The sequence below is a fragment of the Brachybacterium sp. SW0106-09 genome (assembly GCF_001293905.1).
Taxonomy (GTDB): domain Bacteria; phylum Actinomycetota; class Actinomycetes; order Actinomycetales; family Dermabacteraceae; genus Brachybacterium; species Brachybacterium conglomeratum.
The window spans coordinates 21,639-44,586 of the sequence record NZ_BCAK01000017.1 but is presented as its reverse complement, the minus strand read 5'-3'; the positions used below and the strand labels follow the sequence as shown (position 1 = coordinate 44,586).

Below are 22,948 nucleotides of genomic sequence, written 5' to 3'. Positions count from 1 at the left end.
TCGGCGACCCGGGGAAGATGCGCCGCCTGAGGGGACGACGGCACGACGGCCGCGGGAGACGGCCCTGGACCGCAGGGATGGGCGGTCCGACGCACGGCGCGGTGCGGGATCGCCGCGGGGCACCGTGGGGGGATCGTACCGTCCCCAGGGGCGGACGCGTTCGGGAGGGCCGGTCGCACCGGAAGCCGGGCTCGCTCCGTCGGGTGCTCCCTCCACATCACGACATCGTCACGGCCGCAGGAGCATTCAGGCAGTGAGGGCCGGGCCGTTACCCTCGGGTTCATGTCCGAACCGACCCCCGTGCGGATCGGGGCCGCTCCCACCGAGCCCTCCACCGCCTACATGCACCAGCTCGACGAGGAGCGGGAGGCGGCTCTGCGCACGCAGAGCCACCCCGGCTCTGCGCACACGGGCGCCCCCGAGGCGCTCCGCTCCCGGCTCGAGGAGGAGGTCGACAAGACCGGCCGCGAGCTCGTCGCCCTGATGATCGACCTCGCCGAGCATCCCGAGGTCGCCTTCGAGGAGCACCGCTCCGCCGCCGCGATCGTGAAGATCCTCGAGGACCACGGCATCGAGGCGCAGCTCGGCGTGCACGGCCTGGACACCGCGATCCGCGCTGAGATCCGCGGCGAGGGCGCCGGATCGGCCGACGCGCCGACCGTCGCGGTGCTCTCCGAGTACGACGCACTGCCCGGCATCGGCCACGGCTGCGGCCACAACGTCATCGCCGTGATGGGACTGGGCGCCTTCCTGGGCCTCGCGGAGCTCGCGAAGAAGGACCCCTCGGCCGTGCCCGGCACCGTCGTCTACCTCGGCACCCCCGCCGAGGAGGGGCACACCGGCAAGGAGTACATGGCCCGCGAAGGCGCCTTCGACGGGCTCGACGCCGTGGTCATGGCCCACGGCTACCCGGGCTACGACCTGGCCGACCAGGTGTGGCTGGGCCGGCGCACCCTCACCGTCGAGTTCCACGGCCACACCGCCCACGCCTCCGCGCAGCCGTTCATGGGCCGCAACGCCCTGGACGCGGCGAGCCTGATGTACCAGGGCATCGGCCTGATGCGCCAGCAGACCCCGCCCAGCGACCGCATCCACGCCGTGATCCGCGAGGGCGGCGAGCGGGCCAGCGTCGTCCCCGACCGCGCGAGGCTCGACCTGTACGTGCGCTCCCAGCGCCCCGACACCCTCAAGGACCTCTCACGCCGGGTCGAGGACGTCGCCCACGGTGCGGCCCTGATGGCCGGCGTCGGCGTGACCGTCACCTGGGACCACCACCCGCCCTCCCTGCCGGTGCGCACCAACGACGCGCTGACCGGCCGCTGGGTCGAGGCGCAGCGCCGCCGCGGCCGCGACCCGCTGCCGCTGGGCGTGGTCTCCACGACCCTCGCCGCCTCCACCGACTTCGGCAACGTCAGCTACCGCCTGCCCGGCATGCATCCGCTGATCCGCATCGCCCCGGCCGACGTCGCCCTGCACACCCGCGAGTTCGCGGCCGAGTCCACCTCGCCCGCCGCCCGCTCCGCCGCGACCGACGGGGCCTACGGCCTCGCCGCGACCCTGCTCGACGTCCTCCACGACCCGGCGCTCGCCGCCGCCGTCGCCGAGGAGTTCGCCGCCGCCGGCGGTGCGATCGACGTCCCCTCCTTCTTCGACTGATCCGCCGCGGCGGACGGCCCCTCCTCGGCCGTCCGCCGACGGACCCGTCGCAGCTGCCGCCGTCGACCCCGTCGGCCGACGGCCGAAGGCCTCTCCCCACCCCCCGTCTGGAGAACCCATGAGCGCAACACCCGCTCCGCCGGTGAAGACCGGCCTGACCGACAAGATCCTCAACGGCGTCGAGAGGGCGGGCAACAAGCTGCCCGAGCCCTTCATGCTGTTCCTCATCCTGTTCGCCGTCACCGGCGTGGTCTCCACGGCCATGGCCTGGGCGGACGTGGAGGTGACGGTGCCCGGCTCGGACGAGGCCACCGTCATCAAGGGTCTGTTCACCGGTGAGGGCCTGACCTGGCTGACCACCACCCTCGGCGAGAACTACATCGGCTTCCCGCCGCTGGTGACGGTGCTGCCGATCCTGCTCGCGATCGGCATCTCCCAGCATTCCGGGCTGCTCGCCGCCGCGATCCGCAAGCTGTTCGGCTCCTCGCCGTCGTGGATGCTCCCCTATGTGGTGGGCTTCGTGGGCGTGGTCTCCTCGATCATGGCCGACTCCGCCTTCGTGGTGGTCCCGCCGCTGGCCGCGCTCGTGTTCAAGGCCGCCGGGCGACACCCCGTCGCGGGCCTGCTGGGCGGCTTCGCCGCCGCCGGCGCCGGCTACTCCACCAACATCTTCCCCACCTCGCTGGACGCCCTGTTCGCTGGGATCACCACCTCCGTGATGGACGCGCTGCCGGACTTCGAGTTCACCGCCGTGAACCCGGTCTCGAACTGGTTCTTCAACATCGCCTCGTCGCTGGTGCTCGGCGTCGTCGCCGGCTTCATCATCGACCGGATCCTGGAGCCGCGCCTGAACCGCCAGGGCATCGGCCGCGACGAGATCACCGAGGAGGGCGAGGTCGCCACCAGCGGCGAGAGCGCCGAGCAGATGCGCGCCGAGCTGTCCCCGGCGGAGAACAAGGGTCTGATCGCCGCCGTGATCGCCGCCGTGGTGCTCACCGCGATCGTGCTGGCGGCGACGCTGGTGCCCGCCTCGCCGTGGCGGAACGAGGACGGCGGCTTCCTGCCGAAGTCCCCGCTGCTGGACTCGATCGTGTTCCTGGTCGTCGCCTACTTCATCGTGCTGGGCCTGACCTATGGCATCGTGGTCGGCACCCTGCGCAGCACCAGGGACGCGGTCGCGATGATGACCGAGTCGCTCAAGGAGATGCTGCCCTTCGTGGTGCTCGCCTTCATCCTGGGCAACTTCATCGCCCTGTTCAACTGGTCCGGGATCGGCACCTGGATCGCCGTGACCGGCGCGGCCGCCCTCGAGGGCATCGGCCTGACCGGCTTCCCGGCGGTGCTCGGCTTCATGCTGCTGGCCAGCTGCCTGAACCTGTTCATCATCTCCGGCTCCGGCATGTGGGCGATCATGGCGGCCGTGTTCGTGCCGATGTTCGCGCTGATCGGCTACGAGCCCGCCTTCACCCAGGCCGCGTTCCGCGTGGGCGACTCCGCCACACAGGTCATCACCCCGATGAACCCGTACATGATCGTGCTGCTGGGCATGCTGCGGAAGTACGAGCCCGGCGCGGGGCTCGGCTCGCTGATGGCGCGGATGCTGCCCTTCGTGGTCCCGTTCTGGTGCGTGTGGACCGTGATCCTGGCGGTCTTCTTCTTCGCGGACCTGCCGCTCGGCCCGGGCAACGGGATCTTCCTCGGCTGATCCCTCTCCGGCGGCCCCGTCGACCCCCTCGGCCTTGGAAGGCACGCCGTCCCCACACCTTGCCCATCGAGACGTTGCTTTGGTGCTCTATATGCCCGGAGAGAGCACCAAAGCTACGTCTCGATGGTGTGCCGGGGTCTGGGGTGAGCGGCGGGGCCGTCGGACCGGCAGTTTCTGCTGCGCCCAGGACCTATGTCGCGCGATGCATCGGTCCTGTGGGCAGCAAAACCTGAGCCGGGGTGTGCCTGGGTGCATCTGCCTCAGCCAGCGCTTCGCGAGACCGGTCGGCGGGGGCGAGGCGTCCCTGCCCGGGCGCCGGGTTGAGCGGCGGGGCCGTCGGCGCGAGGATGGCGGGCATGAGCGAACTCGCCGACCGCCTCCGCGCCCTGCCGTCCTTCCCCGAGGACATGCCCGGTCTCGACCCCGATGCCGTCCCCGAGGATCCGGCCGAGCTCTTCCTCGCCTGGCTCGAGGACGCGATCGCGAGCGGCGCCCGCCAGCCGCACGCCATGACCTTCCAGACCCTGGACGGCGGCGCGCCCGTCGGCCGCACCCTCATCCTCAAGGACCTCGACGAGCGCGGCCTGCACGTCTCCACCCACCGCACCTCCCGCAAGGGCGAGCAGCTCGGCGCCGACCCTCGCGCCGCGATGACCTTCTTCTGGCGCGAGAGCGGCAGGCAGGTCCAGGTGGGCGGCGAGGTCGTGGCGCTGGACGAGGCGACCTCGCAGGCCGACTGGGCCTCGCGCCCCTCCTACGACGGCTCCCCGAACCCGGACTGGCAGGTCTTTGCCCTGCAGCCGGCCCGGTATGAGTTCACCCAGTCGCGGATGGACCGCAAGCACGTGCGCGTCGGCTACCGGCGCGAGGGCGGCGCCTGGACGCACGAGCGCATCACCACCCCGGCGGGCTGACCGGCCGACGCGGCGCCGCTTCGCCCCGCGTGCCCGGCTCCGCCGGCCTCGGATTCGTGCGCCCGCCTTCACCGGCATCGGGTCCACACGCTCCGAAGGAGCGGTCGGCCCCGCCTCAGCGCTCGCGGACGAAGCGACGGTGCGGGCGGCCGTAGACGTCGATGATCCCGTCGTCGGCGAAGCCGAGCCGGGCGAGCACCCCGGCTGAGGCCGGGTTCGCGAGGTCCGCGAGGCCGACGAGACTGCGCAGCCCGAGCGGCCCGTCGGCCGCCTCCACGCACAGCCGCCCCGCCTCGGTCGCGAGCCCGCGGCCCCACCGGTCCCGGGCCAGCGTGTAGCCGAGCTCGACGCCCTGGTCGGTGACCTCCAGACCCGCATCGCCGATCAGCTCGCCGCTCGCACGTTCGATCACGGCCCAGAACGCAAAGCCGTGCCGGGCCTGGTGGGCGGCGTAGTCGGCGAGCATCTGCGCGGACCGCTCCGGGGAGGCGGGATCGCCGTCGCCGACGAAGCGCATCACCTCGGGGTCGCCGTAGACGCGATGCGCGGCCGCGGCGTCGTCGGCCGTGAACGGGCGCAGGTCCAGGCGCGGGCCACGCAGCGGGAACCGGAGGGTCATCCCGCCAGTATGGCGAGGGGCCGGCCCGGCCAGGAGGTCAGCTGACGACCGTGGCGAGTCCCTGGCGTGCGTGGCGCAGCCGGTCGGGGGAGTAGGTGGTGATGCCGATCTCCTGGGCGCGGCCCGGATCGGAGACCCGCAGGTTCCCGTTCTCGTCCTCGCCCTGGGCGACGACGAAGTGGCCGTAGTCGGCCTCCTCCTCGCCGAGCAGCCGGCCGTGGTGGACGTGCAGGATCACGACCTTGCCGCGTGCGGCGGCCTCCAGCCCCTCCTCGAACCGGGCGCGGGTGGCGCGGGCGCCCGCGTCCCGCAGGCCGTTCTCGAGGTCGCCGAGATAGGCACCCGTGTAGTCGACGGTCTTCTTCTCGGGCTCGCCCCACGGGGACAGGCCGCAGCGGGCCCGCATCTCGATGACCGCCTTGCGGTTGCCGCCCACCGTCGTGCCCTTCTCGCCCGAGACGTAGTGCGGGACCTTCCTGCCCGCGGCGACCATGGCGATGACCGTCGAGGTGGGGCCGCAGTTCTCCGTGTCCCATGGTCCGGTGCCGATCTGGTCGACGACCACGAGGTCGCCGGAGGCATGGGCCTGCGTGGATGCGAGCAGTCCGGCCGCGGTGAGGCCGAGGGCGCCGAAGCCGCGGAGCGCGGTGCGTCGGCTGAGGGTGCTGTCGAGCGGGATGGGCAACCCGGTCACCTCCGAGGGGTCGAGGGGAGCGACCGGACAAGCCTCAGCGGGCGGTCTCGATCGCGCACCGTCCCCGCGAGACGCGACCGATGCGCCGAAACGAGCCATCCACGCTGTAACAGTCCGCTCTCGCGCGGCAAGACGTGCGTGATCCACCGCTCGTGCGGCACGGACCAGGCACGGACCACATCGGGGCAGGCGCCCCGGTGCGGGCTACCCTTGCCGGATGTCACGCGCCGCACTCCTGCCTCCCGTGCTGCTCGGCCTCGTGGTCCTGCTGCTCGCTCAGATGGCGGGCCTGGCCGCGGCAGCGCTGCTCGACCTGCCCGTGCCCGGCGTGGTGCTCGGGATCGTGCTGCTGGCGCTGCTGGGGATCCTCCGGCCCACCCGCGGCGTGCTCCGCGCCGCGGAGCCCGCGGCGACCCCGCTGCTGGCCCACCTGCAGCTGCTGTTCGTCCCGCCCGGCGTGGGGATCCTGCTCGAGCTGGACACCCTTGCCGCGAACGCGCTCCCGCTCGCTCTCGCCGTGGGCGGCTCCTTCGTGCTCGCGCTCGTGATCTCCGGGCTGATGCTCCAGGCGCTGCTGCGCTGCCAGGACCGCCGACGGGGCGAGGCGGGCGGTCCCGACGCCCCGCCTCCGGCCGACTGGACGGACGGCCCCGGCAGGTCGCCGGGGCACGGGTCCGGACCGTCGGCGGCCGCAGGAGGTGCCCGCGCATGAGCGCGCTGTACGAGCTGCCGGTCTTCGGCCTCACCCTGACCCTCGCCGTGTACCTGCTGTCCTACGGGCTGTACCACCGGTCGGGTCGTCCCGGCCTGCTCTCCCCGGTGCTGGTCAGCGTGGTGGTGATCGCGACCGTGCTGCAGCTGACCGGGATGCCCTACGCCCTCTACCTCGAGCAGGTCGCGCTGCTGACGCTCCTGCTGGGCCCCGCGACCGTCGCCCTCGCCCTGCCGCTGCTGCGCAACGGCCGCGCGCTGCTCGCCTCGGCGCCGGCCGTGCTCGGAACCCTCGTGGTCGCGGGGATCGTGAGCATCTCGGTGACCGTCGCCGCGATGGTCGCGCTCGGAGCCGACGAGGCGACGCTGCGCGCCGCACTGCCGCGCTCGGTCACCTCGCCCGTCGGTCTCACGATCGCCGAGAGCCTCGGGGCGTCGGTGCCGCTCGCGGTGGTGCTGACCTTGGTCTCCGGCACGCTCGGCGCGGTGGTGGGGCCGGCGCTGCTGAGCCTGGTGCGGGTCCGCGACGAGCGAGCGCGCGGCTTCGCGATCGGTCTGACCTCCCACGGGATCGGCACTTCGCGGGTGCTGGGGGAGTCGATGGTCTCCGGCGGCTGGTCGAGCGCCGCGATGGTGTTGAACGCCCTGGCGATGACGGTGACGCTGCCGATCGTCGCGCACTTGGTGACCGGCTGAGCGCCCGCGTTCAGAGCATCGCGTCGTACCCCGCCCGGAAGTCCGGGAACTCGAGCTCGCCCAGCAGCTCGTGCAGCGCGGTCGCCTCCAGCACGGTGCCCGCTCCGGGATCCGGTGACGTGCGCGGCGGCGCGGGCACGCCGAGTCGCTGCGCGAGATGCGTGACGACCTCGCCGAGCAGGGCGGGTGCGCCGTCCGTCGCATGGAGCAGCGCCGGCGGTGCGGGCGAGGACAGCAGTGCGAGGATCGCACGGGAGAGATCGGCCTCGTGGATCCGGTTCGTCCGACGACCGTGCTCGACCGGGCGCCCCTCGAGGACGGTCCGGATCAGATGGTCCCGGCCGGGCCCGTAGATCCCCGCCGGGCGCAGGATCACCGCGCCGAACAGCTCGCGCGCCGTCTCCTCGCCCTCGATCAGCACGCGGGCGCGGTCGGAGCGCGGTCGCGCGGGATCCGCCTCGGTGAGCGGACGCGAGGCGTCGTATCCCTCCAGGACCCGGGTGGAGGAGACGAACACCGTGCGCCGTGGGACCCCGGGCAGCGCGGCCGCGAGATGCGCGAGGGACTCGCGATAGCTCGGGACGGCCGACGGGGTGAGGGTGACGACCATGGCGTCGACCCGCGGCAGCGGGGTGGGGAGGGCGGCGGAGAGATCGGCGGGGACGGGCACGAACCCCGGCGGCAGGGAGCTCGGGTCGCGGCGCAGCCCGAGCACCTCGTGACGACCTCTCTCGTCCTGATCAGCGAGCAGCAGCTCGCCCACCCGCAGGCCCAGGCGCCCGCAGCCCACCAGCAGGGTCCTCGTGGTCATGGCCGTCCTTCCGCGCGTGGAGCCTCCAGTATCGCGCGACCCGGCCCGCTCGGTGCGGCCGGATCCGACCGGTCGAGCCCGATGTCACCGATCCGCCCAGGTGCTGCGGATCTCGGCAGGGCTGGCCGAAAGTCAGGTGCGCCGGACGGGGTCCTCGGGGGAGGATTGCCCCTCGGGCCTGCCCTGCCCGCCCCGCCCGTCGCCGCGACGTGCGGCTCCTCGGGCGAAGCTCGTCGCCTGGGCCGCGGGCGGTCCGACGACCGACCCGGCGACCCTTCGGCCGATGCCCCCGTCGTCCCCTCCGAGGACAGGATCCGTCCTCACTCCGTCCTACGCTCCGACGAGACCCCGGCCGCTCACTCCGTCGGCCGGCCAGCACCACCCTGCTCCGGGAGATCCCCTCATGCTCTGGACCCTGATCCGGCGCCATCTGCGGCCCTACCTGCCGCACGTGGCCGCCGTGGCCGTCCTCCAGCTCGCGACCGTGCTCGCGACCCTCTACCTGCCCAGCCTCAACGCCGACATCATCGACAACGGCGTCGCCACCGGCGACACCGACTACATCTGGCGCATCGGCGGGATCATGCTGATCGTCGCGATGGCGCAGGTCGTCACCGCGATCGCGTCGGTCTGGTTCGGCGCCCGCGTCGCGATGGGCATGGGCCGCGACATCCGCCGCTCCGTCTACACCCGTGTGGACCGCTTCTCGGCCGAGGAGATGGGCCGCTACGGCGCCCCGACCCTCATCACCCGCGCGACCAACGACGTCCAGCAGGTGCAGATGCTCGTGCTGATGACCCTGAACTTCATGGTCATGGTCCCGATCATGTCCATCGGCGGGATCGTCATGGCGATCCAGGAGGACCCGGGCCTGTCCTGGCTGGTGTGGGTGTCCGTGCCGGTGCTGATGGTGATCGTCGGCCTGCTCGTCACCCGGCTGATGCCGCTGTTCCAGCGGATGCAGGACAACATCGACTCCATCAACGGCGTCATGCGCGAGCAGATCATGGGGATCCGCGTGGTGCGCGCCTTCGTGCGCGAGGAGCACGAGACCGGCCGCTTCCGCGACGCGAACGCGACCCTCACCGACACCTCGGTGCGGATCGGCCGCCTCTTCGTGATCATGGGCCCGGCGATCACGATCGTGCTCCACCTCGCCACCGCCGCCGTGCTCTGGTTCGGCGGTCACCGCGTGGACGCTGGGCTCGTCGAGGTCGGCGCCCTCACCGCCTTCATGCAGTACCTGCTGCAGATCCTGATGGCGGTCATGATGGGCACCTTCATGTTCATGATGTTCCCGCGCGCGATCATCTCCGCCCGCCGCATCGGCGAGGTCCTCGAGACCGCCCCCACCCTCCACGAGCCCGCCGCCCCGACCCCGCTGCCGGCGGCCGACGGGGGCGCGACCGTCGAGTTCCGCGACGTCACCTTCTCCTACCCGGGCGCCGAGTCCCCGGTGCTGGACGGCGTCTCCTTCACCGCCGAGGCCGGCCGCACCACCGCCATCATCGGCTCGACCGGCTCCGGCAAGACCACGCTGGTCAGCCTCATCCCGCGCCTGCACGACGCGACCGGCGGCCAGGTGCTGCTGGACGGGGTGCCGGTCACCGACCTCGCCCGCGCCGACATCTCCGCCGCCGTCGGCCTCGTGCCGCAGAAGCCCTATCTGTTCTCCGGCACCATCGCGCACAACCTCCGCTTCGGCGACCCGTCGGCCGACGAGAAGCAGCTCTGGGACGCGCTCGAGGTCGCCCAGGGCGCCGGCTTCGTGCGCGAGCGGACCACCGGCGAGGGCGATGCCGTCTCCATGGGGCTCGAGTCCACCGTCTCCCAGGGCGGCACCAACGTCTCCGGCGGCCAGCGGCAGCGCCTGTGCATCGCCCGCACCCTCGTCGCCGCCCCGCGCGTGTTCGTCTTCGACGACTCGTTCTCGGCGCTCGACGTCACCACGGACGCGAGGGTGCGCGAGGGCCTCGCCCAGCACACCCGCGGCGCGACCACGATCATCGTCGCCCAGCGCATCTCCACCATCACCTCCGCCGACCAGATCCTCGTGCTCGAGGAGGGTCGGATCGTCGGCCGCGGCACCCACGAGGAGCTGCTGGAGAGCTCCGAGACCTACCGGGAGATCGTCGACTCCCAGATCACCGCGGAGGAGATGGCATGAGCACGAAGAAGAAGACCTCCGCGAAGAAGTCCTCCGCGAAGAAGTCCTCCGAGGCCGAGGGCACCGCGACCGCCGAGCTCACCGAGGCCGAGATCCTGGAGATGCAGGACTCGATGAGCAGCGAGTGGGGCGAGGGCGCGCCGCGCAAGGCGAAGGCGTTCTGGCCCTCCGCGCTGCGGCTGGCCGGCACCTTCCGCGAGTACAAGCTGGGGCTCGCCGTGGTGCTCGCCTTCGGCATCGTCTCGACGGTGCTCACCGTGTGGGCGCCCTCGATCCTCGGCGACGCCATGGACGTCATCTTCGACGGCTTCCTCGGCGACGGCGTCGAGTTCGGGGCGCTCGGCCGCCTGCTGCTGATCGTGCTGGGGATGTACGTGATCGCGGCGCTGTTCGACTGGCTGCAGGGCCGGCTGCTGAACGACGTGGTGATGGACATCGTCTACGACCTGCGCGAGCGGATCGAGGCGAAGGTCAACCGCCTGCCGCTGAGCTACTTCGACACCCGCCAGCGCGGCGACCTGCTCTCCCGCACCACCAACGACGTCGACAACGTCCAGACCGCCCTGCAGCAGGCCTTCGCCTCGCTCGTCTACGCGGTCCTCACCATCGTCGGCATCACCGTGATGATGTTCTGGCTGTCCTGGCAGCTCGCGCTCATCGCCCTGATCGCCCTGCCGATCTCCGGCGTGGTCATCGGCATCATCGGCGCGAAGTCGCAGAAGCTCTTCACCGCCCAGTGGCGGGGCACCGGGCGGCTGAACGGCCACGTCGAGGAGTCCTTCACCGGCCACGACCTGGTCACCGTCTTCGACCGCCAGGACTCGATGCGCGAGCAGTTCGATACGCGCAACGAGGAGCTGTGGGAGGCGTCGTTCAAGGCGCAGTTCTACTCCGGCATGATCATGCCGATCATGCAGTGGGTGACCTATCTCGGCTATGTCGGCATCGCCGTGGTCGGCGGTCTGCGGATCGCGGCCGGGCAGATGAGCCTCGGTCAGGTCACCGCGTTCATCCAGTACTCCCGTGAGTTCAACGCGCCGCTGGGCGAGGTGGCGGGGATGGCGAACATGCTCATCTCCGGCGTCGCCTCCGCCGAGCGGATCTTCGAGCTGCTGGACGCCGAGGAGCAGGAGCCCGACGGGCAGATCACCGCGCGCGGGCCCGTGGGCGAGGACGCGGCCGGTCCCGTGGGCTCGACCGTCGACTCGGCCGCCGTGCACGCCGAGGCGTCGGCCCCCGAAGGGCGCATCGTCCCGCGCCAGGAGCTCACCGGCCCCACTCGCGGTCGGATCGAGTTCGACCACGTCGCCTTCTCCTACACCCCGGAGAAGCCGCTGATCAGCGACCTGTCGCTGACCGCGGAGCCGGGGCAGACGATCGCGATCGTCGGCCCCACCGGTGCGGGCAAGACCACCCTGGTCAACCTCATCATGCGGTTCTACGAGATCGACGCCGGCGAGATCCGGCTCGACGGCGTGGACATCCGTGCCCTGGACCGCGGCGCGGTGCGCTCCCGCGTGGGCATGGTGCTCCAGGACGCGGTGCTCTTCGGCGGCACGATCCGGGAGAACATCCGCTACGGCCGGCTGGATGCGACCGACGAGGAGGTGGTCGCCGCCGCGACCGCCACCTTCGTGGACCGCTTCGTGCACACCCTCCCCGACGGCTACGACACCGTCATCGAGGACGAGGGCGCGAACGTCTCCGCCGGCGAGCGTCAGCTGATCACGATCGCCCGCGCCTTCCTCGCGGACCCCGCGCTGCTGATCCTCGACGAGGCCACCAGCTCCGTGGACACCCGCACCGAGGTGCTCGTGCAGGAGGCGATGGCGGCGCTGCGCACCGACCGCACCAGCTTCGTCATCGCGCACCGGCTCTCCACCATCCGCGACGCCGACGTGATCCTGGTGATGGAGCACGGCGACATCGTGGAGCAGGGCTCGCACGACGCGCTGCTCGCCGCGGGCGGTGCCTACCACCGGCTGTACTGGTCGCAGTTCGCCGACGGTGTGGACCCCGACGAGGACGAGGCCGTGCTCGAGGGCACCACCACCGGCCCCGTCCCGGCCGTCGCGGCGACCGAGGGGGCCGCCGTCCCCGGCGAACAGGGGGCGGCCGGCGCGCAGTAGGCCCGTCGGCCGGCGGCGAGCAGGCACGTCTGCCGGTCGGGCTGACAGGCGATCGGGCGTCGGCCCGTCGGCCGACAGGGCGGATGGCATTCGAGACGTAGGTTCTGCGGGGAATGAGCCCGCTTACGGAGCAGAACCTACGTCTCGCCGATGAGGTCGCCGAGGCGGCCCTGCTGCAGCGGCCCTGCAAGAATCCCCCTGGGCAGGAGCGGGCGCGGCCGGTAGCGTCGAGGCCATGGACGTCACCGTCATCGGAGGCGGCATCGCCGGCCTCGCCCTCGCCCACCAGCTCGCCCCCGACCACGACGTCACCGTGCTCGAGGCCTCCCCGGGCCCCCGCGGCGGCGGCTACATGATCGACTTCTTCGGCCCCGGCTTCGTCGCCGCCGAGCGGATGGGGATCATCGACGAGCTCCGCGCCCGCGGCCACGTCTACGAGGGCGTGCGCTACGGGACGCCCGACGGGGCCGAGTCCGGCCGGATCGACGTCGGGCCCCTCGCCGCGGCACTGGGCGGCCGCTACTTCTCCATCCTGCGCCCGGAGGTCGAGCTCGGGCTGCTCGCCGTGCTGCCGCGCTCCGTCGACCTGCGCTACGGCGCCCGCGCGGTCGCGGTCCGCGACATCGGGCTGCAGGGCGGCGGCTCCCCGCGCGGCGCCCTGGTCGAGCTCGCCGACGGGACCACGCTCGCCTCCGACCTCGTCGTGGCCTGCGACGGCGTGCGTTCCCCGGTGCGGGAGAGGGTCGCGCCCGAGCACGGGGAGATCGTGCCGATGGGCTATCGCGTGGCGAGCTACCTCTACCCAGATCCGGAGCTCGCAGGCGAGCTGGGGGAGCGGATGCTCATGACCGACACCGTCGGCCGGGTGGGCTGGGCGTACGCGGCCGGCGACGGCCGGGTCGGGGCGATGTTCGCCGAGCGCAATGATGCGGCGAGCACCGAGCGGCCGGTCCCCGATCGGGAACGGCTCCAGCGCGACTTCGCCGGCCTCCACCCGCAGGTCGACCGGGCCCTCGCGAACGCCCCGGAGTCCTTCTACGACGACCTCGCCGCCCAGGCGATCGCGCCCCGCTGGAGCCGCGGGCGCGTGGCCCTCGCCGGGGACGCAGCCCACGCCCCCTCGCTCCTGGCCGGGCAGGGCACCTCGCTCGCGATCGCGGGGGCCGAGGCGCTGGCCCGGAGCCTCCGCGCGGCCGGCCCGCACGTCGAGGTGGGGCTGGTCGAGTACGAACGGCGCTGGCGGCCGACGGCCGAGCAGGTGCAGCTCGCGGGCCGTCGCAGCGCCTCCTTCTTCGCGCCCGCGACCCGGCTCCAGCTGCGCCTCCAGCAGATCGCCCGCCGGGCGGTCATGCTCCCCGGGGCGAGCCTGTTCGCAGCGCGGAGCGTCCTCGGCCACTGAGCTGCCTGCGCTCGACGGCGGACGGACGCCCCGTCGAGCCGTGCGCGTCGTCGGAGGGCCTTCGGCTGATCCCGATCGGCCGGGCGTGACCGGTCGAGGGGTGCCGCCGGCGGATCCCCATCGGCCGGGCGTGACCGGCCGACGGGCTCAGCCCGGCGGATCCCACCCGTCGACGGGGCCGGTTCCCCCGCGCGGGGGAGGTTCAGCGTCGTCGCGCGAACTCCGTGAAGCTCACCCCGGTCTCGTAGGTGCGGGTGCGCACGTGTTCGAACTGCTCGGGTACGTACTCGCCGGGCGCGAACAGCGGGATCCCGGCCCCGAACAGGAACGGCTGGCGCTTGAGCAGGAGCCGGTCGATCTCCCCGCGCAGCTGGGTCGCGAGCCGGCCTCCGCCGCACAGCCAGATGTCCCCGCCGTCCTGCTGCTTCAGCTCCCGCACCACCGCGACCGGGTCCTCGTCGGTCACGCGCAGGTTCTCGGCGGGCTCGAGCGGACGGTGCGTGAACACGATCTGCTGGAGGTGGCGGTAGGGGCTGGGCATGTCCGGCAGGCCGACGGCATGCGTGTTCGCACCCATCAGCACGGTGTCGAAGCGGCCGCCCGACTGGTCGATGCCGAGGTGGGCGGCGATGTCGGTGGGGATCGTGACGGCGAACTCCTCGTTGATCCCCTCCATGTGGTCGCCCTCGATCAGGAAGGCGTCGAACTGGTGGTCGGGGCCGGCGATATAGCCGTCCAGGCTCACGGCGACGTAGTAGACGAGCTCTCGCATGGGTCCCCCTCGGGTCGGTGCCCGGCGGCGGCGCCGCGGCTCGGAGGGCCGACACTACGGCGCAGTGGCGACCAGCGCCCCATGCTTTTCCGGGAGCCGGCCCCGCGGTGAGGGCGATGCGGGGACCGGAGCGCTCGAGGTGCGGTGACTTGGATGGTGCCGAGTCGCTGCGCGACGGCCAGCCCCCGCGAGGACGGGGGCGCGGCGCCTCAGCGGGGGCCGAGCCGCTGGGCGGCGGTGCGTCCCCGGGAGGCCAGAGGAGCGGAGCCGACCGCCTTCGCGAGTCCCACCCGCGCCCCGTTGCCGTAGAACGTCTCGATCCCGTCCGCGGGCACGGCATAGGTCTCGTGCCAGATCCCGACCGCGCCGGGATGCGTCCGGGCCGCCTTGTTGAACGCCTTCCAGGCCGGCAGGTGCTCGGCGCTCGACATCCTCGCGTAGGCGTAGAGGTGCTCGGTGCTGCGCCAGTACTGCACCACCCAGGGGCCCTTCGCGCCGATCAGGGTGTCCGCGCCGAGGAAGCCGAGGTCCTCGGCCTCGCCGCGCGTGGCCGCGGCGCGGTTGCGGTGCAGCTCGGCGAGCATGCGTGGCATCGCGGCGGCGACGGGGCCCCACAGGTCCGGCCGCCACGGGGCGCGGATGGTCATGCCGATGTGGAAGACGACGAGGTCGTCGACCTCGGCGTGGGTCAGGTTCGGGGGCCGACGGTCGGTGGAGGCGGCCGGACGGTCATCGGGTGCGGCGGGATGGTCCATGGGGTCCTCGTCTCGATTAGAAAGTGCTACTTTCTAAGAGTGCGCTCGGCTCGACTCCCCGTCAAGAGGTTCCGGGCGGCGTTCCTCGTCCGTCCGACCCTGCCGGCCCGCGCGGCGACGGATCTGCGCGAGAATCGAGGCCGTCCCGTCGGCGTGCTCTCCGTCCGATGTCCCGCCCGTCGTCGCACTCCCGGAAGGAGCCCGATGAGGATCTCCGCGCTCTCCGCCCGTGCCGAGGTGCCGATCGGCACGATCAAGTTCTACCTGCGCGAAGGCCTGCTCGCGCCGGGGCGGCAGACCTCCCGCACCACCGCCGAGTACGACGAGTCGCACGTCGAGCGGATCCGCCTCGTGCGCGCCCTGACCGATGCCGGGGGGCTGGGCATCGCGGCGGTGCGCCGCATCGTCGAGGTGCTCGACGCGCCCGGGCCCGCGCGCCTCGACCTGCTCGCCACTGCGCAGCACGCGCTGCTCGCCGACGAGCCGGCGCCGTCCGTGGCGACAGTGCCGATCGTGTCGAGCGTGTCGGCGGGGAAGGGTGCCGAAGGTCCGCAAGGGGCCGACGCCGCGCAAGGGGCCGACGCCGGGCAGGGCCCCGATGGTTCCGAGGGCACGCAGGGTGCCGACGGCGCCGAAGGGGCGCAGGGTGCAGAGGATGCGCAGGGCGCTGAAGACTCCGAGGTCTCGGAGCCGGTCGACGGCACCTCGCCGGCCCGCGAGTGGCTCTCCCGGCGCGGCTGGCACACCTACGGGGACGACCTCCTGGTCGCCCGGCTCGAACGGGTCTGGGCGGCCTGCGAGGCGGCGGGGATCCAGCTCGACGACGAGCTGATGGACGGCTACGCCGAGGCGCTCGAGCAGGTCGCACGCCTGGACGTCGACACCGTCCCCGAGGACCCCGACGAGGCCGTGCGCCGCGTGGTCGTCGGCACCGTGATGCTCGAGCCGGTGCTGCTCACCCTGCGCCTGCTCGCCCAGCGGGAGCTCTCCGTGCGTCGCGCGGAGACCGTCGACGGGGGCCGGCTCCGGACCGACCTTCGACGATGAGCGCCGCCTCGTCCCGAGCGGCTCAGTGGCCGCCCCGGCGGTTCAGTACGGCGTCGTGGGCGGCGCCCCGGGCGGAGGCTCCGGCGGTGGGGGCTGGTCGGGCTGGGGGAGCGGCTCCGGCGGCGGCTCCGGCGACGGCTCGGGCGGTTGCCCGGGGATCGGGGCCGGCGGGTCCGAGGGCGGCGCTCCCGGCGGCTCGGTGGGAGGCGCGGTCGGCGGCTCCGTGGGCGGCTTCCCGGGCGGGGTCATCGGCGGCTCGCTGGGCGGCGGCAGGCTGCCGCCGTACGGCGCGGACGCGAGCGAGCCGCTCGGCGCGTGCTCGGCATCAGGGAGGCCGACCGAGCGGTCCTCGAGCGGGCGGCGGCTCATCGCGGACAGGTTCCCGGGATCTCGACCGGCACCCGGTCCTCGAGCATCCGCGAGCGGGTGAGGAACCGCTTCCCGTCGGGCGTCTCGAGGCTGAAGCCGCCGCCGCGCCCGTCGACCAGGTCGATCGTCAGGTGCGTGTGGCGCCAGTAGGCGAACTGCTCGCGGCTCATCCAGAAGTCCAGCGGGCTGGTGGTGCCGCCCGGCAGGGGCACCTCGACGTGGCCCATCCGCACATCGGCGTCGCCCGTGATGAAGTCGCCCTCGGGGTAGCACATGGGGGAGGAGCCGTCGCAGCAGCCGCCGGACTGGTGGAACATCAGCGGGCCGTTGCGGTCGATGAGCCGCTGGATCTGCGCGACCGCCGCGGACGTGAAGGCGACGCGGGAGAAGTCCTCGCCCTCGACCGTCGGCTCCATCTCCAGGACGTCGTCGGCCTCGGTCGGCTCCGGCAGCGGGGGTGCCGGCGGCTGCCCGGGCTGCGGTGCGGGAGTGGTGGAGGTGTCGGTCATCGGGTTCTCCTTCCAGCGCGGCCGACGCCGGGGCCGGCCGGGTGCGCGGCGGCGATCGTCGGCCTCGGCATCACGGGCACCCCGGATGGCGGGTGCGACGGCCGACGTCGGCCGATGTGACGCGGGCCACCAGGATAGACCCTGCCGGCGGACATAGGGTGGAGCGCATGGAACATCGCCACCTCGGCCGCTCCGGCCTCAAGATCAGCGAGATCATCTACGGAAACTGGCTCACCCACGCCTCCCAGGTCGAGGACGACCGTGCCCGTGCCTGCGTCCGCGCCGCGCTCGACGCCGGCATCTCCACCTTCGACACCGCCGACACCTACGCCAACACCGCCGCGGAGGTCGTGCTCGGCGAGGCGCTGAAGGGCGAGCGCCGCGAGTCGCTCGAGATCTTCACCAAGGTGTACTTCCCCACCGGCCCGAAGGGGCACAACGACACCGGCCTCTCGCGCAAGCACATCCGCGAGTCGATCGACGGCTCGCTGCGCCGCCTGGGCACCGACTACGTCGACCTCTACCAGGCCCACCGCTACGACTACGCGACGCCGCTCGAGGAGACGATGCAGGCCTTCGCCGACGTCGTCCACTCTGGCAAGGCCCTGTACATCGGCGTCTCCGAGTGGAACGCGGACCAGCTGCGCGCCGGCCACCAGCTCGCCCGCGAGCTCGGCATCCAGCTGATCTCCAACCAGCCCCAGTACTCGATGCTGTGGCGGGTCATCGAGGAGCGCGTCGTGCCGACCTCGCGCGAGCTGGGGATCTCCCAGATCGTCTGGTCGCCGGTCGCGCAGGGCATCCTCACCGGCAAGTACAAGCCCGGGGCCGAGGCGCCCGAGGGCTCGCGCGCCCGCGACGAGAAGGGCGGCGCCGACATGATCAAGCGCTTCCTGAACGACGAGGTGCTCACCGCCGTGCAGGGTCTGCTGCCGATCGCGGAGGGGCTGGGGCTGACCCCGGCGCAGCTCGCGATCGCCTGGGTGCTCAGCAACGACAACGTCGCCGGCGCCATCATCGGCGCCTCCCGCCCCGAACAGGTCACCGACAACGTCAAGGCCGCCGGAGTGGTGCTCGACGCCGACGTGAAGGCCCGGATCGACGAGGTGCTCGGCGAGATCCCCGAGACCGACCCGGACCAGACCCGCTCGCCGGCGCAGCGCCTGGCCTGACCTGCCCCGGCGCGGCGCCTGGCCTGCCCCGGCGCGGCGCCGCCTGTCGCAGCGCCGCGCCGCGCACGATTCTGCGCTCCCTGCGTGACCTCGAGCCCTCTGCGGCACCGAGGCCACGCAGGGAGCGAATCTGTGTGCGGCCCCTGCGGGGACGGAGGAGCGGCCGGCCCCGAGGACCGGCCGCTCCTCCGAGCGACAGCGGGTGGTGGTCCGCGTCAGCGGCCGGCGACCTTCTTCTCGAGGTCCTCCCCGGTCTCGCCGTGTCGGACCAGACCATCGGCCCGCAGCTCCCAGAACTCAGCGTTCTTGATGCCGAGCAGGCGCGGATCGAACTGGGGGTCCTTGCCGGCCTTCTTCTGCTGCTGGTAGTCCTTCAGCGCCTTGAGCGCGGGGCCCTGGAGGATGAGGATCGCGACCACGTTCAGCCACGCCATCGCGCCGACGCCGATGTCGCCGAGCGCCCAGGCGTTGCCCGTGGTGGTCACCGAGCCGTACACGACGGCGACCAGGATCAGCGCCTGCAGGAAGCGCACCAGCGCACGACGCGCGGTGCGGTTGGGGATCCAGCGGCTGAGGTAGGTGAGGTTGACCTCGGCCATGTAGTAGTAGGCCACGATCGTGGTGAAGGCGAAGAAGAACAGCGCGATCGCCACGAAGGTCGGGCCGAGGCCGTGGAACACGGACTCGAAGCCGTTCTGCGCGAACTCGGGACCGTAGTCGGTGCCCTCGGGCACCGAGCCCGCGTAGATGAGCTCCTCGTCGGGCCCCTGGAACACCTGGTACATGTCGGTGGAGATGATCAGGAACGCGGTCGCCGTGCACACGAAGAGGGTGTCGATGTAGACCGCGAAGGACTGCGCGAAGCCCTGCTTGGCGGGGTGGGAGACCTCGGCCGCGGCGGCGGCGTGGGGGCCTGTGCCCTGACCGGCCTCGTTGGAGTACAGACCGCGCTTGACGCCCATCTCGACGGCCTTGCCGACGATCGCGCCGAAGACGGCGTGGGCGCCGAAGGCGCTCGAGAAGATCAGTCCGAAGACGTGGGGGATCTGATCGAAGTTGATGAAGAAGACGATCAGCGCGGCGATGATGTAGAGGATCGCCATCACGGGCACGACCAGCACGGCGAAGTGCGCGATGCGCTTCACGCCGCCGATGATGATGAAGGCCAGCAGGATGACCACGCCGACGGCGGTGACCCAGTGGGGCAGGCCCCAGGCCTCGTAGGCCGCGGAGGCCATGCCGTTGCCCTGCACGCCCGGCAGGAAGAAGCACATCGCCACGACGGTGACGATCGAGAACACGATCGCGTAGACGAGGAATGCCGGGGCGGCCGCGGTGTGCTTGAACGCCTTCTCGATGTAGTACGCGGGGCCGCCGCGGTACTCGCCGGTGTCCTTGTCCTTCTCCTTGTAGATCTGGCCGAGGGTGCACTCGACGAAGGAGGTCGCGGCGCCGAGGAAGGCGATCAGCCACATCCAGAACACGGCGCCCGGGCCGCCGATCGCGATCGCGGTGGCCACACCGCCGATGTTGCCCATGCCGACGCGTCCTGCGAGGGAGATCATCAGCGACTGGAAGGACGAGGTGCCGTCGGGGGAGGCCTCGCCCTTCCTCAGCTGGTTGAGCATGTCGGGGATGCAGCGCACCTGCAGGAACAGCGTGCGCAGGGAGAAGTAGAGGCCGGTCAGCAGCAGCAGCCCCACCAGGGGGAGTGACCACACGAGGTTGTTGGCCCCGGTGATCAAGGTGTCGAAGAACATGGGATCTCCATGGGGAGGGGAAGGATGGTCGCGGACGGACATCGGGCTCGCCTGTGAGCCCGGTCACCGACATCGCCGTGGGGGAACAGTAGCGCGTCACAGCCCCGCAGACACGTCAAGAGATGTCCGTTATCCGACTGCAATGCGCGCGCAGCGGTGAATCCGGCGACATCCGACCGCTCCGGCATGACGCGGACCGGGCTCGTCTGTAGACTCGTCGGCGACCCCTCGTGCGGTGTCATCTTGCTGAACTCCCCCAGGGCTTGACGGCAGCAAGGGCAGGTGAGCTCTGGCAGGTGCGCGAGGGGTCGCTTCATGTCCGGGCGCAGGAGGTCCGACGGCCGGCGGCCTCACAGGTCCGACCATCGACGCGGCGCCTCCGGCCGACGAACGCGCCCCCGCCGAGCCCTGCGACCCCCGCCGCCGACGGGGGATCTCCCCACCTCGGTCGGGCGGCCCTCCCCGTACCGGCGCCCCGGGCGCGATCCCTAGCGTGGAGTGCGATGCGGAGCCCGCCCCGGGACCCGCGCATCCCTCTCCAGGAGCGCACGATGTCGACGCCCCCGGCAGTCGCCCAGCCCGTCCTCGCCCCCGCCCCCTCTCTGCGCCGCGTGCTCGCCTTCCTCGGTGCGGCGCTCGCCGTCTCGACCGCCCTGTCCCTGCCCTTCGCGTTCGGGGCCCTGCCGCCGGAGGCCGTCGGCCTCGCCGTGCCGCTCGCGCAGCTCTCCCCGCTGCTGGCCGCGCTGCTGGTGCGTAGGCGCGGAGCGCCGTGGTGGCGCGCCCTCGCGCTCGCCGTCCCGTCCTGGCGGGCGCTCGGGGTCGCCGCGATCGCCGCGATCGCCGCGTTCGTCGCGGTGCCGCTGGCCAGGGTGCTGATCGGGCTCGGCGCCGGGGCGCCGCCGTCGGCCGATGCCCTCCCGCTGTCGTCCGTGCTCCTCGCCGTGCCGGCCGTGCTGGTGATGCAGTCGCTGTTCGCGATCGGCGAGGAGGCAGGATGGCGAGGCTGGCTGCACGGCGAGCTCCGCCCGCTCGGGTTCTGGCCGATGTCCCTGCTCATCGGGGCGATGTGGGCGGTATGGCATGCGCCGATCGTGCTCGCCCTCGGCCTCGCGCCGCGCGAGGCGATCGCCTATCTCGGCACCATCTTCGCCGTCGCACCGCTGCTGTCCGCGCTGCGCGAGGTCTCCGGCACCGCCTGGGCGGCCGTGCTCGGCCACGGTCTGCTCAACAGTGCCCGTGTCGCGATCGAGCAGAACGTGCTCGGCCCGCTCGAGCCCGGGACCGCCTGGCTGCTGGATCTGAGCTCGTGGGCGCTGTGGCTCGCGGTCGCCGCGGTCGTGCTGCACCTCGGCGGCAGGCGCCGCGCGACGACGCCCGGAGCGGTGTCCGGGTCCGGCCTGCCGGTGCGGTGAGCCCCGGGCGCCCGCTCACAGGTGCTCGGCCGGGAGCTCCTCCAGGGTGCTCGCCCGCTCCTCCACCGTCGGCTCCGACGGGGTCGCGGCCCGGGGATCGCCGAGCGCGGCGTTGACCAGCGCGGCGAGGACCACGAACGCCGCCGCTCCGGACGGCAGCCACATCGCGGCCTCGGCCCCGACGCCGTCCGCCACAGCACCGGTCAGCGCCGAGGTCGCGGACTGGCCGACGATCGTGGCCGAGCCGAGCATCGACATCAGCGTCGCCGAGCGGCCCTGCGGGGCGCGGTCCGCGGCGAGGCTGTAGATCGTCACGATCGTCGGCCCGATGCCGATGCCCGCCACGGCCATCGCCCCGACCAGGCCCCACAGCCCGCCGGCGAGTCCGAAGGCGACCATCGAGGCGAGCATCAGCGCGGAGAACGCCAGCCAGCGGTGGGAGCGGCGGAACCTCTCCGGGAACAGCGAGATCGACAGCGCCAGGATCGTCGAGCCGACGCCCATCACCCCGTAGACCAGGCCGGCGGAGTCGCCTGCACCGCGGGTGTCGAGGAAGGCCGTCAGCGAGGTCAGCACTGTGCCGAAGAACAGGCCGACGCCGAGCGCCCCTGCGACCAGCACGAGCACCCGCGCGGTGCGGAGCTCGGCGGCGGGCGCCTGCTCGGTCGGCGACTCGCTGCTGGGCGCGGAGGCGCGCGCGGTGGGATGCAGCGCGAAGGCGGTGACGAACACGAGGGTCAGCAGGGCCGCGCCGATCATCGGCGCGGCCGGGGACATCGTCGTGGCCAGCAGGCCCACCACCACGGGGCCGAACACGAACGCGGTCTCGTCGGCCGCGGACTCGTAGCCCATCGTGGCGTTGAGGCTCTTCGAGCGGCGTGCGACGGGCAGGCGGGTGAGGATCAGGTGCACCAGGCGGGTGCGCGAGAACGGGCCGATCTGCGGGGAGGACGCGCCGATCACGAAGCTGACGGCGAGCACCGCGACGTCGGGCAGCGGGCTGAAGGCCACCCAGGCCAGGCCCATCAGCGCCAGCGAGTTCACGATCCCGGCCACCAGGATCACGCGGCGCTGGCCGAAGCGGTCCGCGGCGGCGCCCAGCAGCGGGCCCACCAGCGCGGAGCCGAGGCCGAGCACGGCCGAGTTCAGCCCGCCCAGCGCGATCGAGTCGCGGGCGGCGACGACCAGGGTCAGGGTGCCCACGATCATCATCGCGAAGGGGAAGCGGGCGATGAACGCGATGGGGAAGTAGGCGGTGCCCGCCTCGCGGCGCAGCGTGGTGGGGGCGGGGGTGCCCAGGGTCGGGCCGTCGACGGGCGGTGCGTCGTCGGCGCGGGGCTGCGGGGCGGTGTGCGGCGTGGTCATCGAACCTCCATGACGGTGGTGCCGCCTTGGACGATCCACGTCGTGGACCCGAGGTAGATGCACCCGGGAACCCGCCGGAGCGGGTGGGGAACGCATCGATCCTACGCGGGACGCGGGGGCGTGACCAGGGCGGAGGCAGGCGGGGTGCGCGGATTCACCGGTGACCGGATCGAGACCGGTCCGCAACGATCGCGCGGGGTCCGGGACACCCCCGCGTCATGCGCCGTTCGCCTTCGCCCCGTACCTATGGGAGCGCTCCCATCCTCTGCTCCTCGCGACCCGAACG

The 22,948-nt window shown here is 72.6% G+C and carries 19 protein-coding genes and 1 other RNA gene; 12 read left to right on the top strand and 8 right to left on the bottom strand.

The genetic code is table 11. The features are described 5' to 3' along the window. Window positions 1-282 precede the first annotated feature (282 nt). From Y09_RS08900 to Y09_RS08890, 3 genes are all read left to right on the top strand, one after another. On the top strand, window positions 283-1,656 hold the full coding sequence (locus tag Y09_RS08900; protein WP_053917398.1) for a M20 family metallopeptidase: 1,374 nt from the start codon (window positions 283-285) through the stop codon (window positions 1,654-1,656). A 118-nt stretch (window positions 1,657-1,774) separates the two neighbouring features. Further along, a complete protein-coding gene (locus Y09_RS08895) occupies window positions 1,775-3,361 on the top strand; it encodes an AbgT family transporter (RefSeq protein ID WP_053917397.1) in 1,587 nt (528 codons plus the stop codon). A gap of 356 nt (window positions 3,362-3,717) precedes the next feature. Continuing rightward, complete coding sequence (locus tag Y09_RS08890) at window positions 3,718-4,275, top strand: pyridoxal 5'-phosphate synthase (RefSeq protein WP_053917396.1); 558 nt, start codon at window positions 3,718-3,720, stop codon at window positions 4,273-4,275. Between the two features lie 115 nt (window positions 4,276-4,390). On the opposite strand, the gene Y09_RS08885 is transcribed toward Y09_RS08890, so the two are convergent. Both Y09_RS08885 and Y09_RS08880 read right to left on the bottom strand, forming a co-directional pair. Then, complete coding sequence (locus Y09_RS08885) at window positions 4,391-4,894, bottom strand: GNAT family N-acetyltransferase (protein WP_053917395.1); 504 nt, start codon at window positions 4,892-4,894, stop codon at window positions 4,391-4,393. A gap of 37 nt (window positions 4,895-4,931) precedes the next feature. Further along, the gene (locus Y09_RS08880; RefSeq protein ID WP_053917394.1) at window positions 4,932-5,579 is read right to left on the bottom strand and encodes a hypothetical protein; all 648 of its coding nucleotides are present in this window, start codon (window positions 5,577-5,579) and stop codon (window positions 4,932-4,934) included. Window positions 5,580-5,805: 226 nt separating this feature from the next. On the opposite strand from Y09_RS08880, the gene Y09_RS08875 reads away from it, so the two are divergent. Further along, window positions 5,806-6,300 carry a CidA/LrgA family protein gene (locus Y09_RS08875; RefSeq protein ID WP_053917393.1) on the top strand — a complete coding sequence of 165 codons (495 nt, stop codon included), beginning with the start codon at window positions 5,806-5,808 and terminating at the stop codon, window positions 6,298-6,300. Next, window positions 6,297-6,995 (top strand): LrgB family protein, encoded by a 699-nt coding sequence (locus Y09_RS08870; protein WP_053917392.1) that lies wholly within the window; start codon window positions 6,297-6,299, stop codon window positions 6,993-6,995. The genes Y09_RS08875 and Y09_RS08870 overlap by 4 nt, the downstream gene beginning before the upstream one ends. A 10-nt stretch (window positions 6,996-7,005) precedes the next feature. On the opposite strand, the gene Y09_RS08865 is transcribed toward Y09_RS08870, so the two are convergent. Further along, the gene (locus tag Y09_RS08865; protein ID WP_053917391.1) at window positions 7,006-7,806 is read right to left on the bottom strand and encodes a sugar nucleotide-binding protein; all 801 of its coding nucleotides are present in this window, start codon (window positions 7,804-7,806) and stop codon (window positions 7,006-7,008) included. Window positions 7,807-8,209: 403 nt separating this feature from the next. On the opposite strand from Y09_RS08865, the gene Y09_RS08860 reads away from it, so the two are divergent. The 3 genes from Y09_RS08860 to Y09_RS08850 all read left to right on the top strand — a co-directional run bounded on the left by Y09_RS08860 (window position 8,210) and on the right by Y09_RS08850 (window position 13,501). Further along, entirely contained in the window at window positions 8,210-9,973 is a 1,764-nt protein-coding gene (locus Y09_RS08860) for an ABC transporter ATP-binding protein (protein ID WP_053917390.1), read from the top strand. Then, the gene (locus Y09_RS08855) at window positions 9,970-12,102 is read left to right on the top strand and encodes an ABC transporter ATP-binding protein (protein WP_053917389.1); all 2,133 of its coding nucleotides are present in this window, start codon (window positions 9,970-9,972) and stop codon (window positions 12,100-12,102) included. The genes Y09_RS08860 and Y09_RS08855 overlap by 4 nt, the downstream gene beginning before the upstream one ends. A 235-nt stretch (window positions 12,103-12,337) precedes the next feature. Then, the gene (locus Y09_RS08850) at window positions 12,338-13,501 is read left to right on the top strand and encodes an FAD-dependent oxidoreductase (protein WP_053917388.1); all 1,164 of its coding nucleotides are present in this window, start codon (window positions 12,338-12,340) and stop codon (window positions 13,499-13,501) included. Between the two features lie 202 nt (window positions 13,502-13,703). Here the strand turns inward: Y09_RS08850 and Y09_RS08845 are convergent, their stop codons facing one another. Next, window positions 13,704-14,273, bottom strand: a complete 570-nt coding sequence (locus tag Y09_RS08845) for a dihydrofolate reductase family protein (RefSeq protein WP_053917387.1) — start codon at window positions 14,271-14,273, stop codon at window positions 13,704-13,706. 209 nt (window positions 14,274-14,482) lie between these two features. Next, window positions 14,483-15,028 (bottom strand): DUF4188 domain-containing protein, encoded by a 546-nt coding sequence (locus Y09_RS08840; protein ID WP_082358727.1) that lies wholly within the window; start codon window positions 15,026-15,028, stop codon window positions 14,483-14,485. A gap of 204 nt (window positions 15,029-15,232) precedes the next feature. Here Y09_RS08840 and Y09_RS17665 point away from each other — a divergent pair, with 204 nt between their 5' ends. Beyond that, complete coding sequence (locus Y09_RS17665) at window positions 15,233-16,075, top strand: MerR family transcriptional regulator (protein WP_053917386.1); 843 nt, start codon at window positions 15,233-15,235, stop codon at window positions 16,073-16,075. Between the two features lie 365 nt (window positions 16,076-16,440). Here the strand turns inward: Y09_RS17665 and Y09_RS08830 are convergent, their stop codons facing one another. Further along, a complete protein-coding gene (locus Y09_RS08830) occupies window positions 16,441-16,953 on the bottom strand; it encodes a DUF779 domain-containing protein (RefSeq protein ID WP_148639591.1) in 513 nt (170 codons plus the stop codon). Window positions 16,954-17,120: 167 nt separating this feature from the next. Between Y09_RS08830 and Y09_RS08825 the strand changes: the two genes are divergently transcribed. Then, complete coding sequence (locus Y09_RS08825) at window positions 17,121-18,125, top strand: aldo/keto reductase family protein (RefSeq protein WP_053917385.1); 1,005 nt, start codon at window positions 17,121-17,123, stop codon at window positions 18,123-18,125. A 215-nt stretch (window positions 18,126-18,340) separates the two neighbouring features. Here the strand turns inward: Y09_RS08825 and Y09_RS08820 are convergent, their stop codons facing one another. After that, window positions 18,341-19,885: an alanine/glycine:cation symporter family protein gene (locus tag Y09_RS08820; RefSeq protein WP_010549337.1), complete on the bottom strand. Its 1,545-nt coding sequence runs from the start codon at window positions 19,883-19,885 to the stop codon at window positions 18,341-18,343. Window positions 19,886-20,104: 219 nt separating this feature from the next. On the opposite strand from Y09_RS08820, the gene ffs reads away from it, so the two are divergent. Together ffs and Y09_RS08815 are read left to right on the top strand one after the other, a co-directional pair. Further along, an RNA gene (ffs, locus tag Y09_RS16845) (signal recognition particle sRNA small type) lies at window positions 20,105-20,201 on the top strand. Window positions 20,202-20,436: 235 nt separating this feature from the next. After that, window positions 20,437-21,297 carry a CPBP family intramembrane glutamic endopeptidase gene (locus Y09_RS08815; protein WP_053917384.1) on the top strand — a complete coding sequence of 287 codons (861 nt, stop codon included), beginning with the start codon at window positions 20,437-20,439 and terminating at the stop codon, window positions 21,295-21,297. A 15-nt stretch (window positions 21,298-21,312) separates the two neighbouring features. Here the strand turns inward: Y09_RS08815 and Y09_RS08810 are convergent, their stop codons facing one another. After that, a complete protein-coding gene (locus Y09_RS08810; protein WP_082358725.1) occupies window positions 21,313-22,662 on the bottom strand; it encodes an MFS transporter in 1,350 nt (449 codons plus the stop codon). Between the last annotated feature and the right edge of the window lie 286 nt (window positions 22,663-22,948).

What these genes read in the sequence shown, in the direction of transcription:
- Y09_RS08850 (WP_053917388.1), top strand. Translation starts at nt 12,338, where the DNA reads ATGGACGTCACCGTCATCGGAGGCGGCATCGCCGGCCTCGCCCTCGCC.
- Y09_RS08815 (WP_053917384.1), top strand. Translation starts at nt 20,437, where the DNA reads ATGTCGACGCCCCCGGCAGTCGCCCAGCCCGTCCTCGCCCCCGCCCCC.
- Y09_RS08890 (WP_053917396.1), top strand. Translation starts at nt 3,718, where the DNA reads ATGAGCGAACTCGCCGACCGCCTCCGCGCCCTGCCGTCCTTCCCCGAG.
- Y09_RS08900 (WP_053917398.1), top strand. Translation starts at nt 283, where the DNA reads ATGTCCGAACCGACCCCCGTGCGGATCGGGGCCGCTCCCACCGAGCCC.
- Y09_RS08860 (WP_053917390.1), top strand. Translation starts at nt 8,210, where the DNA reads ATGCTCTGGACCCTGATCCGGCGCCATCTGCGGCCCTACCTGCCGCAC.
- Y09_RS08845 (WP_053917387.1), bottom strand. Translation starts at nt 14,273, where the DNA reads ATGCGAGAGCTCGTCTACTACGTCGCCGTGAGCCTGGACGGCTATATC.
- Y09_RS17665 (WP_053917386.1), top strand. Translation starts at nt 15,233, where the DNA reads ATGAGGATCTCCGCGCTCTCCGCCCGTGCCGAGGTGCCGATCGGCACG.
- Y09_RS08820 (WP_010549337.1), bottom strand. Translation starts at nt 19,885, where the DNA reads ATGTTCTTCGACACCTTGATCACCGGGGCCAACAACCTCGTGTGGTCA.
- Y09_RS08810 (WP_082358725.1), bottom strand. Translation starts at nt 22,662, where the DNA reads ATGACCACGCCGCACACCGCCCCGCAGCCCCGCGCCGACGACGCACCG.
- Y09_RS08885 (WP_053917395.1), bottom strand. Translation starts at nt 4,894, where the DNA reads ATGACCCTCCGGTTCCCGCTGCGTGGCCCGCGCCTGGACCTGCGCCCG.
- Y09_RS08870 (WP_053917392.1), top strand. Translation starts at nt 6,297, where the DNA reads ATGAGCGCGCTGTACGAGCTGCCGGTCTTCGGCCTCACCCTGACCCTC.
- Y09_RS08865 (WP_053917391.1), bottom strand. Translation starts at nt 7,806, where the DNA reads ATGACCACGAGGACCCTGCTGGTGGGCTGCGGGCGCCTGGGCCTGCGG.
- Y09_RS08825 (WP_053917385.1), top strand. Translation starts at nt 17,121, where the DNA reads ATGGAACATCGCCACCTCGGCCGCTCCGGCCTCAAGATCAGCGAGATC.
- Y09_RS08895 (WP_053917397.1), top strand. Translation starts at nt 1,775, where the DNA reads ATGAGCGCAACACCCGCTCCGCCGGTGAAGACCGGCCTGACCGACAAG.
- Y09_RS08875 (WP_053917393.1), top strand. Translation starts at nt 5,806, where the DNA reads ATGTCACGCGCCGCACTCCTGCCTCCCGTGCTGCTCGGCCTCGTGGTC.
- Y09_RS08855 (WP_053917389.1), top strand. Translation starts at nt 9,970, where the DNA reads ATGAGCACGAAGAAGAAGACCTCCGCGAAGAAGTCCTCCGCGAAGAAG.
- Y09_RS08840 (WP_082358727.1), bottom strand. Translation starts at nt 15,028, where the DNA reads ATGGACCATCCCGCCGCACCCGATGACCGTCCGGCCGCCTCCACCGAC.
- Y09_RS08830 (WP_148639591.1), bottom strand. Translation starts at nt 16,953, where the DNA reads ATGACCGACACCTCCACCACTCCCGCACCGCAGCCCGGGCAGCCGCCG.